The sequence below is a fragment of the Burkholderia sp. JKS000303 genome (assembly GCF_002563755.1).
Lineage (GTDB): Bacteria > Pseudomonadota > Gammaproteobacteria > Burkholderiales > Burkholderiaceae > Burkholderia > Burkholderia anthina_B.
Genome location: NZ_PDBZ01000003.1, coordinates 486,975 through 505,803, shown reverse-complemented (window position 1 = coordinate 505,803; position 18,829 = coordinate 486,975). Strand labels below are relative to the sequence as shown.

General features: G+C 67.7%; 15 protein-coding genes. 12 read left to right on the top strand and 3 right to left on the bottom strand.

What is annotated here, in order from left to right; translation table 11 throughout:
- Positions 1-3: 3 nt before the first annotated feature.
- From BX604_RS30200 to BX604_RS30185, 4 genes are all read left to right on the top strand, one after another.
- Entirely contained in the window at positions 4-1,485 is a 1,482-nt protein-coding gene (locus BX604_RS30200) for an aldehyde dehydrogenase family protein (protein ID WP_098554491.1), read from the top strand.
- Positions 1,486-1,500: 15 nt separating this feature from the next.
- On the top strand, positions 1,501-2,538 hold the full coding sequence (locus BX604_RS30195; RefSeq protein WP_098554490.1) for a proline racemase family protein: 1,038 nt from the start codon (positions 1,501-1,503) through the stop codon (positions 2,536-2,538).
- Between the two features lie 64 nt (positions 2,539-2,602).
- Entirely contained in the window at positions 2,603-3,310 is a 708-nt protein-coding gene (locus BX604_RS30190) for a GntR family transcriptional regulator (protein WP_175801672.1), read from the top strand.
- 98 nt (positions 3,311-3,408) lie between these two features.
- Complete coding sequence (locus BX604_RS30185) at positions 3,409-4,530, top strand: J domain-containing protein (protein ID WP_098554489.1); 1,122 nt, start codon at positions 3,409-3,411, stop codon at positions 4,528-4,530.
- 48 nt (positions 4,531-4,578) lie between these two features.
- Here BX604_RS30185 and BX604_RS30180 read toward each other — a convergent pair whose 3' ends face one another.
- Together BX604_RS30180 and BX604_RS30175 are read right to left on the bottom strand one after the other, a co-directional pair.
- The gene (locus BX604_RS30180; RefSeq protein WP_098554488.1) at positions 4,579-5,850 is read right to left on the bottom strand and encodes a Zn-dependent hydrolase; all 1,272 of its coding nucleotides are present in this window, start codon (positions 5,848-5,850) and stop codon (positions 4,579-4,581) included.
- Complete coding sequence (locus BX604_RS30175) at positions 5,847-7,235, bottom strand: dihydroorotase (protein ID WP_098554487.1); 1,389 nt, start codon at positions 7,233-7,235, stop codon at positions 5,847-5,849. The genes BX604_RS30180 and BX604_RS30175 overlap by 4 nt, the downstream gene beginning before the upstream one ends.
- Positions 7,236-7,334: 99 nt before the next feature.
- On the opposite strand from BX604_RS30175, the gene BX604_RS30170 reads away from it, so the two are divergent.
- The 7 genes from BX604_RS30170 (at position 7,335) to BX604_RS30140 (ending at position 16,603) form a co-directional block, all read left to right on the top strand.
- Entirely contained in the window at positions 7,335-8,225 is an 891-nt protein-coding gene (locus tag BX604_RS30170; RefSeq protein ID WP_098554486.1) for a LysR family transcriptional regulator, read from the top strand.
- A gap of 180 nt (positions 8,226-8,405) precedes the next feature.
- Positions 8,406-9,497 (top strand): DUF917 domain-containing protein, encoded by a 1,092-nt coding sequence (locus BX604_RS30165; protein WP_098554485.1) that lies wholly within the window; start codon positions 8,406-8,408, stop codon positions 9,495-9,497.
- A gap of 15 nt (positions 9,498-9,512) precedes the next feature.
- A complete protein-coding gene (locus BX604_RS30160; RefSeq protein ID WP_098554484.1) occupies positions 9,513-11,162 on the top strand; it encodes a urocanate hydratase in 1,650 nt (549 codons plus the stop codon).
- Positions 11,163-11,198: 36 nt separating this feature from the next.
- The gene (locus BX604_RS30155) at positions 11,199-12,521 is read left to right on the top strand and encodes an MFS transporter (RefSeq protein ID WP_179894917.1); all 1,323 of its coding nucleotides are present in this window, start codon (positions 11,199-11,201) and stop codon (positions 12,519-12,521) included.
- A 17-nt stretch (positions 12,522-12,538) separates the two neighbouring features.
- Positions 12,539-14,173, top strand: a complete 1,635-nt coding sequence (locus BX604_RS30150; RefSeq protein ID WP_098554483.1) for an HAL/PAL/TAL family ammonia-lyase — start codon at positions 12,539-12,541, stop codon at positions 14,171-14,173.
- Positions 14,174-14,340: 167 nt separating this feature from the next.
- A complete protein-coding gene (locus BX604_RS30145; RefSeq protein ID WP_098554482.1) occupies positions 14,341-15,441 on the top strand; it encodes a porin in 1,101 nt (366 codons plus the stop codon).
- A gap of 91 nt (positions 15,442-15,532) precedes the next feature.
- Positions 15,533-16,603, top strand: a complete 1,071-nt coding sequence (locus BX604_RS30140; RefSeq protein WP_098554481.1) for a porin — start codon at positions 15,533-15,535, stop codon at positions 16,601-16,603.
- Between the two features lie 50 nt (positions 16,604-16,653).
- Here the strand turns inward: BX604_RS30140 and BX604_RS30135 are convergent, their stop codons facing one another.
- On the bottom strand, positions 16,654-17,358 hold the full coding sequence (locus BX604_RS30135) for a GntR family transcriptional regulator (protein WP_098554480.1): 705 nt from the start codon (positions 17,356-17,358) through the stop codon (positions 16,654-16,656).
- Positions 17,359-17,541: 183 nt separating this feature from the next.
- Here BX604_RS30135 and BX604_RS30130 point away from each other — a divergent pair, with 183 nt between their 5' ends.
- Positions 17,542-18,762, top strand: coding sequence for a pyridoxal-phosphate-dependent aminotransferase family protein (locus BX604_RS30130; RefSeq protein ID WP_098554479.1), 1,221 nt, complete (start codon positions 17,542-17,544; stop codon positions 18,760-18,762).
- Positions 18,763-18,829 lie beyond the last annotated feature (67 nt).

Below are 18,829 nucleotides of genomic sequence, written 5' to 3'. Positions count from 1 at the left end.
TTCATGCACTCCTACGAACGACTTTTCATCGACGGCCGCTGGGTGGCGCCCGTTCAGGGCCGTACCTTCGACACGCTCGATCCGGGCGACGAAACCGTGATCGCGAAAGTGGCCGCCGCCACGGCGGAAGACATCGATGCGGCGGTCAAGGCCGCGCGGCGCGCCTTCGACGAAGGCCCGTGGCCGCGCATGACCGGCGCGCAGCGGGCCGCCGTGCTGCGCGCGATCGCGCAAGGCATCCGCGACCGTCTGCCCGAACTCGCCGAGCTCGAAGTGCGCGACAACGGCAAGCCGCTGCCCGAAGCGCTGTGGGATCTCGGCGATGCGGCCGGTTGCTTCGACTTCTACGCGGGGCTCGCCGAACGACTCGACAGGGGTACGGAAACGTCCGTGCCGCTCGCGGACGAACGCTTCAGCACCGTCGTGCGCAAGGAGCCGATCGGCGTGGCCGGCGCAATCATCCCGTGGAATTTTCCGCTGCTGATGGCCGCGTGGAAGGTCGCGCCCGCGCTCGCGGCCGGCTGCACGATGGTACTGAAGCCGTCCGAGCTGACGCCGCTCACCGCGCTGGAGCTGGCCGGCATCGCCGATGCGGCCGGGCTGCCGGCCGGCGTGCTGAACGTCGTGACGGGCCTCGGCGCGGACGCCGGCGCGCCGCTCGCCGAGCACCCGGGCATCGACAAGCTTGCATTCACCGGCAGCGTGCCGACCGGCAGCCGGATCATGCAGGCCGCCGCGCGCGACATCAAGAACGTGAGCCTCGAACTCGGCGGCAAGTCGCCGTTCATCGTGTTCGGCGACAGCGATCTCGAAGCGGCCGTCGAATGGATCCTGTTCGGCATCTTCTGGAACCAGGGCGAAGTGTGTTCGGCCACGTCGCGCGTGCTCGTCGAACGCCCGCTGTATGCGCCGCTCGTCGAGCGGCTCGCGCAGGAAGCGCGCAAAATCACCATCGGCAACGGTCGCGACGACGGCGTGCTGCTCGGCCCGCTGGTGAGCCGCGGGCAGTACGACAAGGTGCGGGAAGCCATTGCGCGCGGCCGCGACGAAGGCGCGCGGCTCGTCACGGGCGGCGGGCGGCCCGCGCATCTCGAGCGCGGTTACTTCATCGAACCGGCCGTGTTCGCCGACGTGCCGGAAGACAGCTGGATCTGGCGCGAGGAAATCTTCGGGCCGGTGGTCTGCGTGCGGCCGTTCGATACGGAAGACGAAGCGGTACGCTCGGCCAACGATTCGCGCTTCGGTCTCGCGGCGGCGGTCATGTCGGCCGACCTGCCGCGCTGCGAGCGCGTGGCACGCGCGATGCGCGCGGGCATCGTGTGGATCAACTGCTCGCAGCCGACGTTCACGGAGGCGCCGTGGGGCGGCTACAAGCAGAGCGGGATCGGGCGCGAACTCGGCGAATGGGGGCTGAACAACTACCTCGAGATCAAGCAGATCACGCGCTACGACAGCGACAAGCCGTGGGGCTGGTACATCAAGTAGGAAGGTGAATCGATCATGCGCTGGAACAAAACGCTGCAACTCGTCGACGTGCATTGCGAGGGCGAGATCGGCAAGGTCATCACCGGCGGCGTCCTCGACGTGCCGGGCAGGACCATGCTCGACAAGATGAACCACATCAACGAGACCGACGACAGCTTGCGGCGCCTGGTCGTGCTCGAACCGCGCGGCTGCCTGCAGATGTCGGTCAACCTGCTGCTGCCGCCGACGCGCCCGGAAGCCCATGCGGGCTTCATCGTGCTGCAGGCCGACAAGGCGCATCCGATGTCGGGCAGCAACTGCATCTGCGTCGTCACGGCACTGCTCGAACTCGGGATGGTGCCGATGCAGGAACCCGAGACCACCGTCGTGCTCGATACGCCGGCCGGGCTCGTCACCGCGCGGGCCGCGTGCCGCGACGGCCGCTGCGTCGGCGTGTCGCTCGACATGGTGCCGTCGTTCGTCGAACAGCTGGACGTCGACGTGCACACGCCGGAGTTCGGCACGATCAAGGCCGACATCGCGTTCGGCGGCGTGTACTACGCGCTCGTCGACGTCGACCAGATCGGGCTCGACATCGCGCCCGACAATGCGCGCCAGCTCGCGACGCACGGCGTGCGGCTCAAGGAGATCATCAACCGGCAGGTCGCGGTGCAGCATCCGCTGGTCCCGGAAATCAACGAAGTCGCGTACGTGATGTTCCGCAATCGCGTCGACGACAAGGTGTACCAGACCTGCACGACGCTGCCGCCCGGCCGGGTCGATCGCTCGCCGTGCGGCACCGGCAGCTCGGCCAACCTCGCGACCCTCGCGGCGCGCGGGCGCGTGCAGGTGGGCGACCGCCTCACGTCGCGTTCGACGATCGGCGGCGAATTCCGCGTCGAACTGCTCGGCACGACCGAAGTGGGCGGCCGGCCGGCCGTGCTGCCGCGCGTCACCGGGCGCGCGTGGGTGTTCGGGTTCCAGCAGCTCGGCGTCGATCCGGACGACCCGCTCGCCGCCGGCTTCATGCTGAGCGATACGTGGGGCGACGGGTTCGGGCCGGCGGGGACGTGAGGGCGCGATGCTAAACTCCAGAGCGCGCCCGGCGACCCGGGTCGATTACAGGAAGGGTGGCGAGATGAGCAAAGAGGCCGTTGAAACCGAAGGTGGCGGCCGCCGGCACGGCGGGCGATATGTGTATGAGGAATTGCGCAAGCAGATCCTGACGCTCAAGCTCAAACCCGGCGTGCAGCTCGACGAAATCTCGCTGGCCGCGCAGTTTGGGCTGTCGCGCTCGCCGGTGCGCGACGCGATCGCGCGGCTCAGCAGCGAGGGGCTCGTCACGGTGCTGCCGAACCGCACGACGCTCGTCACGCCGTTCGAAATCGAGGAATTCCCGAAATACATCTCGGCGCTCGACCTGATCCAGCGCGCGGTCACGCGGCTCGCGGCCACGCAGCGCTCCGACGCCGACCTCGCGAAGATCCGCAAGGCCGACGACGTCTACATGGAAGCCGTCGCAAGCGGCGACTTCCAGGCAATGTCGGAGACCAACAAGGCGCTGCACATGGCGATCGCGCACGCCGCGAACAATCCGTACTTCATCGGCTACTACGAGCGGCTGCTCGGCGAAGGGCAGCGCCTGCTCCATCTGCACTTCGATTTCACGGTGAGCTCGCCGACGGCAGCCAAGCTCGGCCGCGACCACGACGAACTGATCGACGCGATCGCGCGGCGCGATGCCGATGCGGCCGAGCGGGCCGCGCACGAACACACGATGCTGTTCCAGAAGCGCTTCCTCGACTACATGAAGCAGAACATGACGGAATCGATGGCGGTGCTGTAACGCAGCGGCATCGGTGCATCGCTCGCCGGAACGCACGCGCCCGTCCGGCTAGAATACCGGCCTGCCGCGCCATCCGCCGCGGCCGGAGGATATTCATCATGACCGCACGTCGCGGTGCCGAGGTCGCCATTGCGCCCGGTCACGAGACAGCCAGCCTGTCGAAAGCCCAGAAAACGTTCAATACGCTCGTCAAGCAGATCGAAAAGCGACGCGAGCGGCTCGGCGCATGGGAAGCCGTCATGCCGGCGTTCCAGAAGAAATTCGTCGACGCTCTGTTGCCGCTCGAACAGGAATCGACGGCGCTGCGGATCCAGCTGATCCATCTGCTCGACGATGCGTTCCTGCAGAAGGGCTTGAGCAAGGCCGAACAACGGACGCTGTCCGACTTGATCGCCGATATGGCCGGCGATTTGCTGAACGTCAGCGACGACGCCGGGCTGAAGGCCATTTACGCCCGGCACCGCGCCTCCGCGAACGTCGGCAATGCGGCGGCCGCGCCCGAGCCGATGAAACCGGAACCCGATCCCAAACCGGAGCCGTCGGAAGATCTCGACGCGCTGTCGCCTGAAGAACTCGCCGAGCGTATGCAGGCCGAACTCGACGCGCAGTTCGAGCGCGACATGGCCGCTCACGCGGCTCGTGAAGCCCAGCGCGCGAAGCGCAAGAAAGCGCCCAAGCAGTCGGCCGCGCAAGCGAAACGCGAAGCCGAACAGGCCGAATCGAGCAAGTCGATCCGCGAGATCTATCGCAAGCTCGCCAGCGCGCTGCATCCCGATCGCGAAACCGATCCGCAGGAACAGCAGCGCAAGACCGTGTTGATGCAGCGAGTCAACCGCGCTTATGAGAAGGGCAATCTGCTGCAACTGCTCGAACTGCAGCTGGAGATCGAACAGATCGACCGCCGTGCGATCGACGGGCTCAGCGAAGCGCGGCTCACGCGCTACAACGGCATCCTGGAGGAGCAACTGCGCGAACTCGATCAGGAGATCGAGCACGTCGAGCGCGATTTCCGGCGCACGTATGGCATCGCTTCGTCGACCAAGGTCGCGCCCGACACCGTCATCCGCATACTCACGCGCGACATCGCCGGCATGCAGCGCAGCAACCAGGATCTGACCGTCGCGCTGCGCGAGTTCGAGGATCCGGACAAGGTCCGGGACTGGTTGAAGGACATGAAGCGGCGGCCGGTATCGGCCCGCTTCGACGACGATTCGTATTGAGCGAAGCAGGCCGCACCCACCGGGTGCGGCCTGCCCGTGCTGCGGCCGTTATGCCGTGCCTGCCAGCGAGCGATCGAGCGCCACGAGCGTCTGGTACAGCACGCGCGTCCCGTCGAGCAGTTGCTGCGGCTCGATCCACTCCTCCGGACAATGGCTGCGGCCGCCCAAGCACGGAATGAAGATCATCCCGATCGGCCCCGTCGGCGCGACGTACACCGCATCGTGCCCCGCACCGCTCGGCAGCCGCATGCTCGGATAGCCGAGCTGCGTGGCCGCCTGCTCGACCGCGTCCATCACGAGCGGCTGGCAGTCGGTCGGCCGCGCGCGGCTCACGTGCTCGGCGCGCGCGCTCAGCCGTAGCGCCTCGAGCCGCGCGGCCGCACCGGCCAGCAGCGTCTCGGGGAAGTCGTCGAGTATCGCGTCGCTGTCGCTGCGCACTTCCAGCATCAGCTCGACGTGCCCCGGCACCGCATTCGGCACGTTCGGCGTCATCGCGATCCGCCCGATCGTCGCCACCACGTAGTGCGGGTTGCCCGACAGCGCCGACGCACGCGCATGCGCGGCCTCGATCAGGTGTGCGGCGCCGACGAGCGCGTCGCGACGGATGTCCATCGGCGTGGTGCCCGCATGGTCGGGCTGCCCGGTCACGGTGATCAGCACGCGCCGGATCCCGACGATGTTGGTCACGACGCCGATCGGCAAGCCGCGCGTCTCGAGCACGGGCCCCTGTTCGATATGCAACTCGACGAACGCGGCCGTGCTGCCCGGCACGCGCAGCGGTTCACGCAGCGCGTCCGGGTTGCCGCCGATACGGCGCAATGCATCGGCGAGCGTTTCGCCTTCGGCGTTCGTCGCGCGCAGCATGCCGGCGTCGAGCACGCCCGACAGCGCCCGGCTGCCGACGCACGAGATGCCGTAGTCGCTCGGTTCCTCGGACAGGAAGTCGATCACCTCGAACGGATGGTCGAGCACGATCCCCTGTTCGTGCAGCGTATGCGCGACCTCGATGCCGGCGAGCACGCCGATGATGCCGTCGAAGCGGCCGCCGCCGACGACCGTGTCGCAGTGCGACCCCGTGACGAGCGGCTTCGCGCAACGGCCGCTGCCTGCGCGACGGCCGATCAGGTTGCCGCCCGCGTCCATCGACACCGCAAGCCCCGCTTCGGCGAACTGCGCGGCAAGCCATGCACGCGCTTGCGTGAAGAGCGGCGAGAAGGCGCGGCGCGTCCACGGCACGTCGGGCCGGGTAAAGCGTGCGAGTTGCTCGACGCGTGCATTCAAACGCTCGGCGTTCAGCGGCGGGAAATCCGTCTGCTTCATGCGTGGTGCTCCTGTTGCGTGGCGATCGACCGGCTGCCGTGCGGCTTCAGGAAGCGGCCCGAGCCCGCCGGGTTGACGATGCGCTCGCCGTCGTACACGAGCGCGCCGCGACAGTAGGTGGCGGCAACGCGCACCGTGAACTCCATGCCTTCGAACGCGCTCCACTGCACGGCGGACAGACTGTGCGACGGATCGTACGCATGACGCTCCGGCGTGAGGATCACGAAGTCCGCATCGACACCGACGTCGAGCGAGCCCTTGCGATCGTCGAGCAGGAAGTGCCGTGCCGGGTTCGTCGAGAGCAGCTCGGCAACCCGCGTCGGCGTGACGCCGTGCTGTTCGCAGCCGGTCCAGAACGCCGGCAGCAGGGTTTCGAGCCCTGGGCCGCCCGATGCGTTGCGGAACACGTTCGGATCGCCCTTGCGTTCGAGCCCCCAGCTCACGTGATCCGACGACACGAACGTGCATTCGCCGCGCGCGATGTGCGTCCACAGCCGTTCCTGTTCGGCGCGTGGCCGGATCGGCGGATAGTGCTTGGTCTTCGCGCCGAAGCGTTTCGTATGCGTCTCGTGATCGAGCATCAGGTACTGCACGCAGGTCTCGATGCTCGCGCGATGGCCGGCTTGCCGGAACATGTTGCACAGCGCGAAGCCGCGCGACGTCGACACGTGCACCGCGTGTGCGCGGGCGCCCGTTTCCGCGCCGATCTCGTAGATCAATGCGGTCGCGAGGTTCTCGATCAGCGGCGGATGTGCGCGCAGGAACGCATCCCAGCCGGTATCGCCGGCCTCGATCATCCGCGCGACGTTCTTGCGCGTCATGTCCTGCATCTGGTTGTGCACGCCGCACGCGAGACCCGACGGTGCGATCAGCCGGAATGCGTCGTACAGCACGTCTTCCTCGACGCGCGGGAACCGGCCTGGCGTCGCCTCGAACGTCGAGAACTTGAATGCGCACACGCCGCCGTCGATCAGCCCGGCCGCCGCTTCGAGGCCGTGCTTCGCGTTGAGCGTGCCGTACAGCGCGACGTCGACGTGACAGTCGCGCTCCGCTTCCGCGATCTTGCGGTCGAGTTGCGCGCGCGACGCGACCGGCTCCGGATCGTCGTACGGCATGTCGACCATCACCGTCACGCCACCCGCAGCGGCCGCACGCGACGCGTGACCCAGCCCCTCCTGGTTCGCCTGACTGGCCGCATGAACCTGCCCGTCGACGACGCCCGGCAGCACCCACCGCCCGCGTGCATCAACCGTGTCGCGCGCCACCGGCGGCACGCCCGTGCCGCGCGCGGCGATCCGTCCGTCCCGGATCGCGAGCCAGCCGTCGTCGACCACCTCGTGCGCATCGACCAGCCGGCCGCGTACGACCTGTTCGAATTCGCTCATCTTCGCCTCCTGCTTTTTTGATCACGAGCAGTTTAGGCAGCGCTCTGCCAGAATGTCGCATGCCGATTTATCGTTCCCACATAACATGGAGTTAAGGCTGTGCGTCTGAACCTGCGCCAGATCGAGGTGTTTCGCGCCATCATGCTGACCGGCTCGATCAGCGGCGCCGCGAAGCTGCTGCACGTGTCGCAGCCGGCCGTCTCGCGGCTCATTTCGTATGCCGAGCAACGGCTCGGCCTCGCGCTGTTCGAGCGCATCAAGGGGCGCCTCTACCCGACGCCGGAAGCGCAGCGGCTGTTCGTCGAGGTCAATGCGGTGTACCAGGGCGTGCAGCGCGTGAACGAAATCGCCGAGGATCTGATCGAGAACCGGATGGGCCACCTGCGCATCGCATGCAGCCCCAACCTCGGGCAATCGCTGCTGCCGCGCGCGATCGCGGCGTTCTACGAGCGCTTTCCCGACGTGCGCATCATCCTGCACACGATGATCCCGAGCGTGCTGCTGCAGGCCGTGCTCACGCAACAGGTCGAACTCGGCATCGCGTTCCTGCAGGACACACACCCGAACGTCGAGAGCCAGCTCCTCAATGAAAACCGGATGGTCGCGGCCGTGCCCGCATCGCACCCGTTCGCGCGGCGCAAGACGCTGGCCGTGCGCGATCTCGCGAACCAGCCGCTGATCGGCTATGGCAGCGACATTCCGCTCGGACAACTGGTGCGCCGGCTGTTCAGCGACGAAGGGCTGGTGCCGCAGGTCAAGATCGAAGTGCAGCAGGCGCACGTCGCGTGCGCGCTCGCGCAGGCCGGCACCGGCATCGCGCTGATCGACGAGCTGACGGTCGCCGGGCCCGTGTGGCCGCAGATCGTCGTGAAGCCGATCGTGCCGACCATCTCCGCCCCCGTCAGCGTGCTGCACCCGGTACTCGCGCCGCTGTCGCGCCTCGCGCACGAGTTCATCGACACGCTGCACGCGCTTTCCGCAGACGCATGAATTCCGTCATTAGCACGCCATCACGGGATTACCCTAGCCTTAACATTGCGTTATGAAGTCTCCATAAAATAGCAATAACGCTCAATATTCGGCGTCCCTAGAATCGTTTGGACAGTACCGCCACACAAGGCTTTCCGGCCGGCGCGTACAGCCCTTTTCCCCTCTCAGGACAAACGACACATGGGACGCATTCTGTCTTCGAAGGACGTTGAAGCCGCCGTCAAGGGCGGTTCGGTTTTCGCATGCGGCGGCGGCGGCTGGGCCGACCACGGCCGTGAACTCGGCACGCTCGCGGTCACGATCGGCCGCCCCGAACTGGTGAGCATCGACGAGTTGCAGGACGACGCGTGGATCGCCACCGCCGCAGCGATCGGCGCGCCGGGCGGCCTCACCGACTGGCAAATGCTCGGTTCGGACTACGTGAAAGCAGCGCAGCTCGTGCAGGACGCGCTCGGCGCGCCGCTCGCGGGGCTCATCATCGGGCAGAACGGGATGTCCAGCACGCTGAACGCGTGGCTGCCGTCCGCGTTGCTCGGCACCAAGGTGGTCGACGCGGTGGGCGACATTCGCGCGCATCCGACCGGCGACATGGGCTCGCTCGGCCTTGCGTCGAGCACGACGCCGATGATCCAGGCCGCGGCCGGCGGCAACCGCGAACGGCACGCATACATGGAAGTGGTCGTGCGCGGCGCGACCGCGAAGGTGTCGCCGGTGCTGCGCAAGGCGGCCGACATGGCGGGCGGCTTCATCGCGAGCTGCCGCAACCCGATTCGCGCGTCGTACGTGCGCCAGCATGCGGCGCTCGGCGGCATCAGCCGTGCGCTGGCACTCGGCGAAGCGATCATCGACGCCGAACGGCGCGGCGGCAGCGCGGTGATCGATGCGATCTGCGCGGCCACGCACGGCGAGATCATCGCGAGCGGCAAGGTTGAGCGCAATACGCTCGAATACACGCACGAAGCATTCGACGTCGGGCTCGTCTACGTCGGCAGCGGCGCGCAACGCGCCGTCATTCACGTGATGAACGAACACATGGCGGTGGACGACGCGCACGGCGAACGGATCGCGACCTACCCCGACGTGATCACGACGCTCGACGCAGAAGGCCGCCCCGTCAGCGCGGGCCAGTTGAAGGAAGGGATGGAAATCCACGTGCTGCGGGTCGCGAAGGCACACATTCCGCTGTCGTCGTCGGTGTTCGATCCCGCGGTCTACCCGCCCGTCGAAGCCGCGCTTGGCATCGCGATCGCCGACTATGCGCTCGCGCGCTGAACGGGAGGCACGACGATGAACCAGACCACCCGTACCTTCGAAGTCACGTCCGGCAACACGCTGCGCTGCAAGGGCTGGCGCCAGGAGGCGCTGCTGCGGCTGCTCGAGAACGTGCTCGCCGTCGGCGAGGACCCCGATCAGCTGATCGTCTATGCGGCGCTCGGGCGCGCGGCACGCGACTGGCCGTCGCACGACGCGATCGTGCGCACGCTGAAGACGATGGACGAGGACCACACGCTCGTCGTCCAGTCCGGCAAGCCCGTCGCGCTGCTGCGCACGCATGCGAGCGCACCGCTCGTCGTGATGGCGAACTGCAACCTGATCGGCCAGTGGGCGAAGGCCGAGCACTTCTACGAACTGGAGCGGCGCAACCTGATCTGCTGGGGCGGGCTGACGGCCGGCGACTGGCAGTACATCGGCTCGCAGGGCGTGATCCAGGGCACCTACGAAATCTTCTCGCGGATCGCCGAGCGCCATTTCGACAACGACCTGCGCGGCCGCTTCATCCTGACGGCCGGCCTCGGCGGCATGGGTGGCGCTCAGCCGCTCGCGGGGCGGATGGCCAACGCGGCGACGCTCGTCGTCGAGATCGACCAGACACGCATCGACAAGCGGCTGCAGATCGGCTTTCTCGAGCGGCAGGCGCGCGATCTCGACGAGGCACTCGCACTGATCCGCGACGCGCAGACGCGGCGCGAGCCGATCTCGGTCGGCCTGCTCGGCAACGCCGCCGACGTGTTCCCGGCGATCCTCGCGCGCGGCGTCGTACCGGACATCGTCACCGACCAGACGGCCGCGCACGATCTCGTGTACGGCTACGTGCCGTCGGGCTACACCCTCGACGACGTGCGCGTGCTGCGCGACAGCGACCGCACGCGGTTGATGGATGCAAGCCGCGCGTCGATCGTGCGTCACGTCGAAGCGATGCTCGGCTTCAAGGATCGCGGCGCGATCGTGTTCGACAACGGCAACCTGATCCGCACGCATGCGAAAGACGGCGGCGTCGCGCGCGCGTTCGAGATCCCGGTGTTCACCGAGGCGTTCCTGCGCCCGCTGTTCTGCCGCGCGATCGGCCCGTTCCGCTGGATTGCACTGTCGAACGACCCGAACGACATCCGCATCATCGACGACTACCTGCTCGAACACTTCCCGGACAACCGGATCGTCACGAACTGGATCCAGCGCGCGCGCGAATGCGTGCCGTTCGAAGGGCTGCCCGCACGCATCGCGTGGCTCGGCCATGGCGAGCGCACGCGGCTCGCGCTCGCCGTCAACGCGATGGTGCGCAACGGCGTGCTGGCCGGCCCGATCGCGTTCACGCGCGACCACCTCGACGCGGGTGCGATGGCGCACCCGAACATCATGACCGAGAACCTGCGCGACGGCTCCGATGCAGTGGCCGACTGGCCGCTGCTGAACGCGATGATGAGCTGTTCGTCGATGGCCGATCTCGTCGCGATCCATTCGGGCGGCGGCGGCTACAGCGGCTACATGACGAGCGCGGGCGTCACCGTCGTCGCCGACGGCAGCGCGGCGGCAAACGAACGCCTGACGCTGTCGATGACCAACGACACCGCGCTCGGGGTGATCCGCTACGCGGACGCCGGCTACGAAGAAGCGCTCGACGAAGCGGAACGCAAGCAGATTCCGCACATCCGGCTGTAACGGCCGGCCCGCACGACAACAGGACAGGAGATCGAAGTGAAGCAAACCGCGGTTCCCCTCGACACGGCCGACGCCGTGTCGCCCCCCGCATCGAGTGCCGGGCGCGCGATCGCCGCGGCGTCGATCGGCAACGCGCTGGAGTGGTACGACTTTTCCGTCTACGCGTTCTTTGCCGTGTACATCGCGCAGAACTTCTTCCATCGCGGCGACACGGGCACCGAGCTGGTCGAGGCCTTCATGGCGTTCGGGATCGGCTTCATCGCGCGGCCGCTGGGCGCGCTCGCGATCGGCGTATACGGCGATCGTGCGGGCCGCAAGGCCGCGCTGACGCTGACCATCCTCGTGATGGCGGCCGGCACGGGCATCATCGCGTTCGCGCCGCCGTTCACCGCGATCGGCGTCGGCGCGCCGCTGCTGATCCTGTGCGGCCGCCTGCTGCAGGGCTTCTCGGCCGGCGGCGAAGTCGGCGGCGCCGCGGCGTTCCTGATCGAGCACGCGCCGGCGGATCGCAAGGGCCGCTACGCATCGTGGCTGCAGGCCAGCATGGCCGCGTCGAACATCCTCGGCGCGCTGGTCGCGACCGCCGTGACGCTCACGCTGTCGCGCGAACAGATCGGCGACTGGGGCTGGCGGATTCCGTTCATCCTCGGCCTCGCGATCGCGCCGGTCGGCCTGTGGCTGCGCAAGACGCTCGACGAAACGCCGCATTTCCGCGCGGAGATGGCGCGTGCCGCGCATGCGCCGGCCGAGCGCAAGACGCCGCTGCTGCAGGTCGTGCGCGACTATCCGCGCGCGCTCGCCGTCGGGACCGGATTCTCGGTGCTGTGGGCCGTGTGCGTGTACGCGCTGGTGATCTACATGCCGACGCACGTGCAGCGTGCACTGCACTTCGACGGGCGCGACGCGTTCATCGCGTCGCTGGTCGGCAACTGCCTGATGGCCGTCACCTGCGTGTGCGCGGGCAGCTGGTCGGATCGTTTCGGCCGGCGCAAGGTACTCGCGGCCGGCGCCGCGCTGATGCTCGTGTCGGTGTATCCGCTGCTGCACTGGCTCGCCGACGTGCACACGCTCGCCGCACTCGTCACGGTGCAAAGCGCGTTCTGCGTGATGGTCGCGATCTTCACCGGCGTCGCGCCCGCCGCGCTGTCGGAGCTGTTCCCGACCCGCGTGCGCGCAACCGGCATGTCGCTGTCCTACAACATCGCCACGACGATCTTCGGCGGCTTCGCGCCGGCGATTCTCGCCTGGCTCACGCAACGATCGGGCAACCCGTTCGCGCCTGCCTGGTACGTGATGGCCGCCAGCGTCATCGCCCTCATATCGATCGCCGCGCTGTCTTCCACGTCACGTCACGCCTGAAACCGGAGAACTGCTTCATGCAACGCTTCCTCATGCGGAGCGCGCTCGCGCTCGCGCTTTTCACTGCTGTCCCGGCCTTCGCGGACGTCACGCTCGACGGCCGCTCCGTCACCCCCGAATCGATCGCGCGCATCGCCGACGGCGAAGCCGTGTCGATCGCGCCGGCCGCCCGCCAGCGGGTCGTGGCCGCGCACGACGTGCTGCTGAAGGCCGCCGCGGCCGGCCAGCAGATCTACGGGCTGACGGTCGGCGTCGGCCTCAACAAGGACCGCGAGATGGTCGATGCGCACGGCAAGCTGTCGCAGGAGGTGATCGATGCGTCGACGCGCTTCAACATCGGGCTGATCCATGCGCACTCGGGCAGCGTCGGCCCCGACATGAGCGTGCGCGTGGCCCGCGCCGCGATGGCCGCACGCCTGAACGCGATGCTCGACGGCGGGGCCGGCGTGCAACCGGCGATCGTCGATGCGTACGCGCAGTTCCTCAATCGCGGCGTCACGCCGGCGATGCCCGCGGACGGCTCGATCGGCGAAGCGGACATCACGATCCTCAGCCACGTCGGGCTCGCGATGCTCGGCGAAGGCGACGTGTACTACCAGGGCCGCAAGCTCGCAGCCGCCGACGCGCTGAAGTCGGCCGGCATCGCGACGATCCGTCCGTACGGCAAGGACGCGCTCGCGATCCTCAGCTCCAACGCGTATTCGGCCGGCATGGCGGCGCTGGCGCTCACCGACATGGCGCGTCTCGCGCAGGTATCGAAGGTCGTGTTCGCGCTGAGCCTGCAGGGGCTGAACGGCAACGTGTCGCCGTTCCGCGAGGACACGCTGGCGCTGCGGCCGTTCCCGGCCACGCTGCGCGCGGGCGCGACGCTGCGCACGCTGCTCGCGGGCAGCAGCCTGTGGAATCGCGATCCGGACCGGCCGCTGCAGGATCCGCTCAGCTTCCGCTCCGGCGTCTATCTGCTCGGTGAAGAAGATCGCACCTACGACGAAGCGCGCGCGCTGCTGCAGATCCAGCTCAATTCCAGCGACGACAACCCGGGCGTCGCGGTCGGCGTCACGCCGAAGTCGAACCGCGCGCAGGACGCGGCCGGCTATGTCGACGGCGGTGGTGCGGTACTGCCGAGCGCGAACTTCGAGCCGCTGCCGTGGGTGCTCGCGTTCGAGCAGCTCGGGCTCGCGCTCGGCCACAACGCGCTCGCGTCCGCGCAGCGCATCGTCAAGCTGAACGACCCGCACCTCACCGGCCTGTCGCGCTTCCTCGGCACCGAGGAGACCGTGCACGCATTCGGCGCGATGGAGAAGCCGCCGACCGCGCTCGCGATGACGGTGAAGTCGCTCGCTATGCCGGTGTCGCTCGACTACCTGCCGGTCGCCGGCGGCATCGAAGACGTCGCGACGAACGCGCCCGAAGTCGTGCAGCGCGTGCAGAAGCAGATCGACGCGAGCTACACGCTGCTCGGCCTCGAGCTGATCGAAGCCGCGCAGGCGATCGACCTGCGCCAGCACAAGCAGCCGTCGTTCACGATCGCGCCGGCCACGCAGCCGCTCTATCGCGCACTGCGCGCGAAGGTCGCGTTCCTCGAGCGCGACCGCCCGCTCACGCCGGACTTCCGCGCCGCCGATACGCTGCTGCGCGCCTATCGCGACTGAGCGGCGCACCGCCCCTTCCCGCGTTTCACCCGTCAGTTGTCCCGCCCGCCGCCGCGATCGTCGCTCGATCGCGGCGCGGGGCACGCACGTCCCTACGTTCCCGTATGCAACCGGATCGAAGCACCGCTCGCTCGCCGTCTCACCCCCACCCCACACGGACCCTCATCATGAAAAAAATCCTGTTCGCGCTGCCGCTCGCCGCGGCCGCCACCGCCCACGCGCAAAGCAGCGTCACGCTGTACGGCATCGTCGAGGACGGCGTCGACTACGTATCGAACGTGCAAGGCAAGCATCTCGTGCAGCTCGCGTCGGGCGTGACGGCCGGCAGCCGTTGGGGCGTGCGCGGCACCGAGGATCTCGGCGGCGGCCTGAGCGCGATCTTCCGGCTCGAAAGCGGTTTCGACCTCGACTCCGGCCGGCTCGGCAGCGGCCTCGCCTTCTCGCGCAATGCCTACGTCGGGCTGAACGACACGAAGCTCGGCACGCTCACGCTCGGCCGCCAGTGGGACTCGATCGTCGACTACGTCGAGCCGTTCACGCTGAACGGCAACATCGGCGGCTACTACTTCGCGCACCCGAACGACATGGACAACACCGACAACGGCTTCCCGATCTCGAACGCGGTCAAGTATCGCAGCCCGACGATCGCGGGCATCACGTTCGGCGGTCTCTATGCATTCGGCGGGCAGCCCGGCCGTTTCTCCGACAACGCGACGTTCAGCGTCGGCGCGAGCTACGCGGCGGGCCCGATCGGGTTCGGTATCGGCTATCTGCGCATCAACAACCCCGGCGTGTCGACGCAGGGCTACCAGAACTATCCGGGATTCACGAACGCGATCTACGGCAACTACCTCGACGCGGCGCGTGCGCAGAAGGTGTTCGGCGTCGGCGCGTCTTATCAGGCCGTGTCGTGGCTCAAGCTGCTCGCCGACTTCACGAACACGAACTTCCAGCAGGGCAGCGCGGGGCACGATGCGACATTCCAGAACTACGAACTGTCGACACTCGTCACGCCGACGCCCTTCGTGACGATCGGCGCCGGCTATACGTACACGACGGGCCGCGACCACGCGACCAACGCCGAGCCGAAATACCACCAGTTCAACCTGAGCGTCGAGTACGCGCTGTCCAAGCGCACGAGCGTCTACGTGATGGGCGCGTTCCAGAAGGCGGCGGGCGACGCGCCGGTCGCGCAGATCGCCGGCTTCAATCCGTCGGGCAACCGGGAGCAGGCGGTCGGGCGCGCGGGGATCCGGCACGTGTTCTGACGTTCGCGACGGCTGACTTTCGTTCGTCACGCGCCGTTCGACGAGGCAGTGCCCCATCTTTCAATCTGTTACTTCATGACATTTGATCAGTATGACTATATATTCGACCCGGAATAACCACCGACGCAAACACCTGATATCGACCGTCGGCACGGCGCTGATCGCCTGCGCGATCGCCGACGATGCGGCGGCCCAGTCGTCCGTCTCGCTATACGGGCTCGCCGACGTCTACGTCGGCACGCAACGCAGCCTCGGCAACCCGCGCGCGTATGCGATGAATTCGGGGGGCTTCACGACGAGCTTCTGGGGCATCGGCGGACGCGAGGATCTCGGCGGCGGCTATGCGCTGCAGTTCGCGCTCGAGGCATTCATGCGACCGTCGAACGGCGGCGCCGGCCGCTTCGGCGGCGATACGTTCTTCGGGCGCAACGCGTATGTCGGCGTTGCGACGCCATACGGCGTGCTGCGCGCGGGACGCAACACGACGCCGTATTACATCTCCGTCGTGCGCTTCAACCCGTTCTCGACGTCGTTCGGTTTTGCACCGGCGCTGAACCAGATGTACAAGGGCGTAGCGGGCCAAGGCCTCGTCGGCGACAACGGCTGGAGCAATTCGGTCCTGTATTCGACGCCCGGCGCGCATGCACTGCAGGCGAGCCTGATCTATGCGACCGGCAATGCACCGGGCCATGCCGGGGCGAACCAGTGGGGCGGCAGCGTCACGTACGACCGGCAGCAAGCGTTCAGTGCGACGCTCGCGTTCCAACAGGCGAAGTACGACCGTGCGCCAGGCGACCTGACCACGTCCATCGCCGGCTTCACGCAGCAGGACGCCGTGCTGGCCGGCGTCGGCTACGACCTGAAGTTCGTGAAGTTCACCGCGTTCTACCAGTACGTGCACGACGCGATCGACGGCGGTGGGCTCGGCACGCATAGCGGGCAGGTCGGCGCGGCGGTGCCGCTCGGCTTCGGTACGCTGCTCGCGTCGGTCATGGCCGCGAAGAGTCACGGCCGCGATCGCCCGTCACGCACGACCTGGGCGCTCGGCTACGACTACCGGCTGTCGAAACGGACCGACGTCTACGTCGCGTTCATGCGTGACCGTGCGAGCGGCTACGGAAACGGCGATTCGGCCGGACTCGGCCTGCGCACCGCATTCTGAGCGGCGCGCGCCGGCGCGACGCGACGGCGGCCGCATGCGACGCACGACCACTACGCGTCGACTTCCCCATGCAGCAGCAACACCGCGTCGCGCTTCTCCAGCAGATGCCGCCGCAGGATCGCGGCGAGCGCCTTGCCGTCGCGCGCTTCCAGCGCCTTGATCATCTCCTCGTGATCGTGCACCGCGCGATCCCACTTCTCGACGTGCTGGTTCGAACGGAACCGCATCGACATGATCCGGCGATTGATCGATTGATACGTCGCGCGCAGCGCCGAGTTGCGCGCCGCCTCGTTGATGCGGTCGTGGATTTCCTGGTTGCGGCTGTAGTAGCCGGGCAGGTCGTTCTGCATCCGGCACGCGAGCATCGAGTAATGCAGCGCCTTGATCTCCGCGAGCTCGGCCGGCGTGATGCGCTCGCACGCCAGCTCGCCTGAAAACGCCTCCAGCCCCGACATCAGCTCGAAGGTCTCACGGATCTCCGATTCGCTCATCCGGTACACGCTCGCGCCGCGGTTCGGCGACAGCACGAGCAAACCCTCGGCCGCCAGCACCTTGAACGCCTCGCGCAACGGCGTGCGCGAGATGCCCAGCGTTTCGCACAGCTCGCGCTCGTTCAGCCGCATGCCCGGTGTCAGCACGCCCTCGACGATGAATTTGCGCAGGTGCTCGACCACCGTGTCGTGCAACCGCTGCCGCTCGAGTTTCGGCAGTGCCGGCGCGCCGCCGGCATGCTCCAGTTCGTTCAAATCTTGCATGCAAAGTCCTTCCTTCTTGCTTCACGCGATTCTACTGCAACTCGCCCGACCCGAATATCACGCCACGAATGTCGGGTAAACACCGGCATTTTCGGCGAAATCAGCACTTGGTTCTGTGACGATCGCTCTGCTAAAGTATTTTGCATGCAAAATTCAAAATGCAACCAAGGAGACAGAACTGCCATGCTGCAACTCGACTTCCATCCGTCCGGCCGCCACTTCCTGCAGATTCCGGGGCCGAGCCCGGTGCCCGACCGCATCCTGCGGGCGATGAGCTATCCGACCATCGATCACCGTGGCCCCGAATTCGGCGCGCTCGGCCTGAAGGTGCTGGCCGGCATCAGGAAGATCTTCAAGACCACGCAGCCGGTGGTCATCTATCCGGCCTCGGGCACGGGTGCATGGGAAGCCGCGCTGACCAATACGCTGAGCGCCGGCGACACGGTGCTCATGTACGAGACCGGTCACTTCGCGACGCTGTGGAAGAAGATGGCCGAGGCGCTCGGGCTGAAGCCCGAATTCCTCGGCCTGCCGGGCATCGAAGGCTGGCGCCGCGGCGTGCAGCCCGAGATGATCGAAGCGCGCCTGCGCGCGGACACCGCGCACGTCATCAAGGCCGTGTGCGTGGTGCACAACGAGACGTCGACGGGCGTCACGTCCGACATCGCCGCGGTGCGCCGCGCGATCGACGCGACCGGCCACCCGGCGCTGCTGATGGTCGACACGATCTCGGGGCTCGCGTCGGCCGACTACCGCCATGACGAATGGGGCGTCGACGTAACGGTCTCCGGTTCGCAGAAAGGGCTGATGCTGCCGCCGGGCATCAGCTTCAACGCGGTGTCGCCGAAGGCGCTCGCGGCGAGCGAACATGCGACGCTGCCGCGCGCGTTCTGGGGCTGGCACGAGATCATCGAGGCGAACAAGAACGGCTACTGGCCGTACACGCCGAACACGAACCTGCTGTACGGGCTCGCCGAAGCGCTCGACATGATCCTCGGCGAAGGGCTCGACAACGTGTTCGCGCGCCACCAGCGGCTTGCCGAAGCAACGCGCCGCGCGGTGCGCGCGTGGGGCCTCGAGATCCAGTGCGCGGATCCGGCCGTCTACAGCCCGGTGCTGACGGGCGTGATGATGCCCGACGGCGTCGACGCGGATGCGGTGCGCAAGCTCATCTACGAGCGCTTCGACATGTCGCTCGGCCAGGCGCTCGGCAAGATGCGCGGCCGGATGTTCCGCATCGGCCATCTCGGCGACTGCAACGACCTCACGCTGATGGCCACGCTCGCCGGCTGCGAGATGGGGCTGAAGCTCGCAGGCGTGCCGCTTGCCGGCAGCGGCATCGTCGCAGCGATGGACTTCATCGCATCGAGCACCCACACGCCCGCGCTGCGCGCGGCGGCCTGATCGCGCGCGCCGGCGCCTCGCCGCCGGCACGCCGCCCGTTCCCCGTTGCGGCCCGCGCACGATGCGC

Coding starts and splice junctions, on each gene's coding strand:
- BX604_RS30175 (WP_098554487.1), bottom strand. CDS start 7,235: ATGAGCGAATTCGAACAGGTCGTACGCGGCCGGCTGGTCGATGCGCAC.
- BX604_RS30165 (WP_098554485.1), top strand. CDS start 8,406: ATGGGACGCATTCTGTCTTCGAAGGACGTTGAAGCCGCCGTCAAGGGC.
- BX604_RS30140 (WP_098554481.1), top strand. CDS start 15,533: ATGACTATATATTCGACCCGGAATAACCACCGACGCAAACACCTGATA.
- BX604_RS30135 (WP_098554480.1), bottom strand. CDS start 17,358: ATGCAAGATTTGAACGAACTGGAGCATGCCGGCGGCGCGCCGGCACTG.
- BX604_RS30160 (WP_098554484.1), top strand. CDS start 9,513: ATGAACCAGACCACCCGTACCTTCGAAGTCACGTCCGGCAACACGCTG.
- BX604_RS30130 (WP_098554479.1), top strand. CDS start 17,542: ATGCTGCAACTCGACTTCCATCCGTCCGGCCGCCACTTCCTGCAGATT.
- BX604_RS30185 (WP_098554489.1), top strand. CDS start 3,409: ATGACCGCACGTCGCGGTGCCGAGGTCGCCATTGCGCCCGGTCACGAG.
- BX604_RS30190 (WP_175801672.1), top strand. CDS start 2,603: ATGAGCAAAGAGGCCGTTGAAACCGAAGGTGGCGGCCGCCGGCACGGC.
- BX604_RS30150 (WP_098554483.1), top strand. CDS start 12,539: ATGCAACGCTTCCTCATGCGGAGCGCGCTCGCGCTCGCGCTTTTCACT.
- BX604_RS30200 (WP_098554491.1), top strand. CDS start 4: ATGCACTCCTACGAACGACTTTTCATCGACGGCCGCTGGGTGGCGCCC.
- BX604_RS30195 (WP_098554490.1), top strand. CDS start 1,501: ATGCGCTGGAACAAAACGCTGCAACTCGTCGACGTGCATTGCGAGGGC.
- BX604_RS30180 (WP_098554488.1), bottom strand. CDS start 5,850: ATGAAGCAGACGGATTTCCCGCCGCTGAACGCCGAGCGTTTGAATGCA.
- BX604_RS30145 (WP_098554482.1), top strand. CDS start 14,341: ATGAAAAAAATCCTGTTCGCGCTGCCGCTCGCCGCGGCCGCCACCGCC.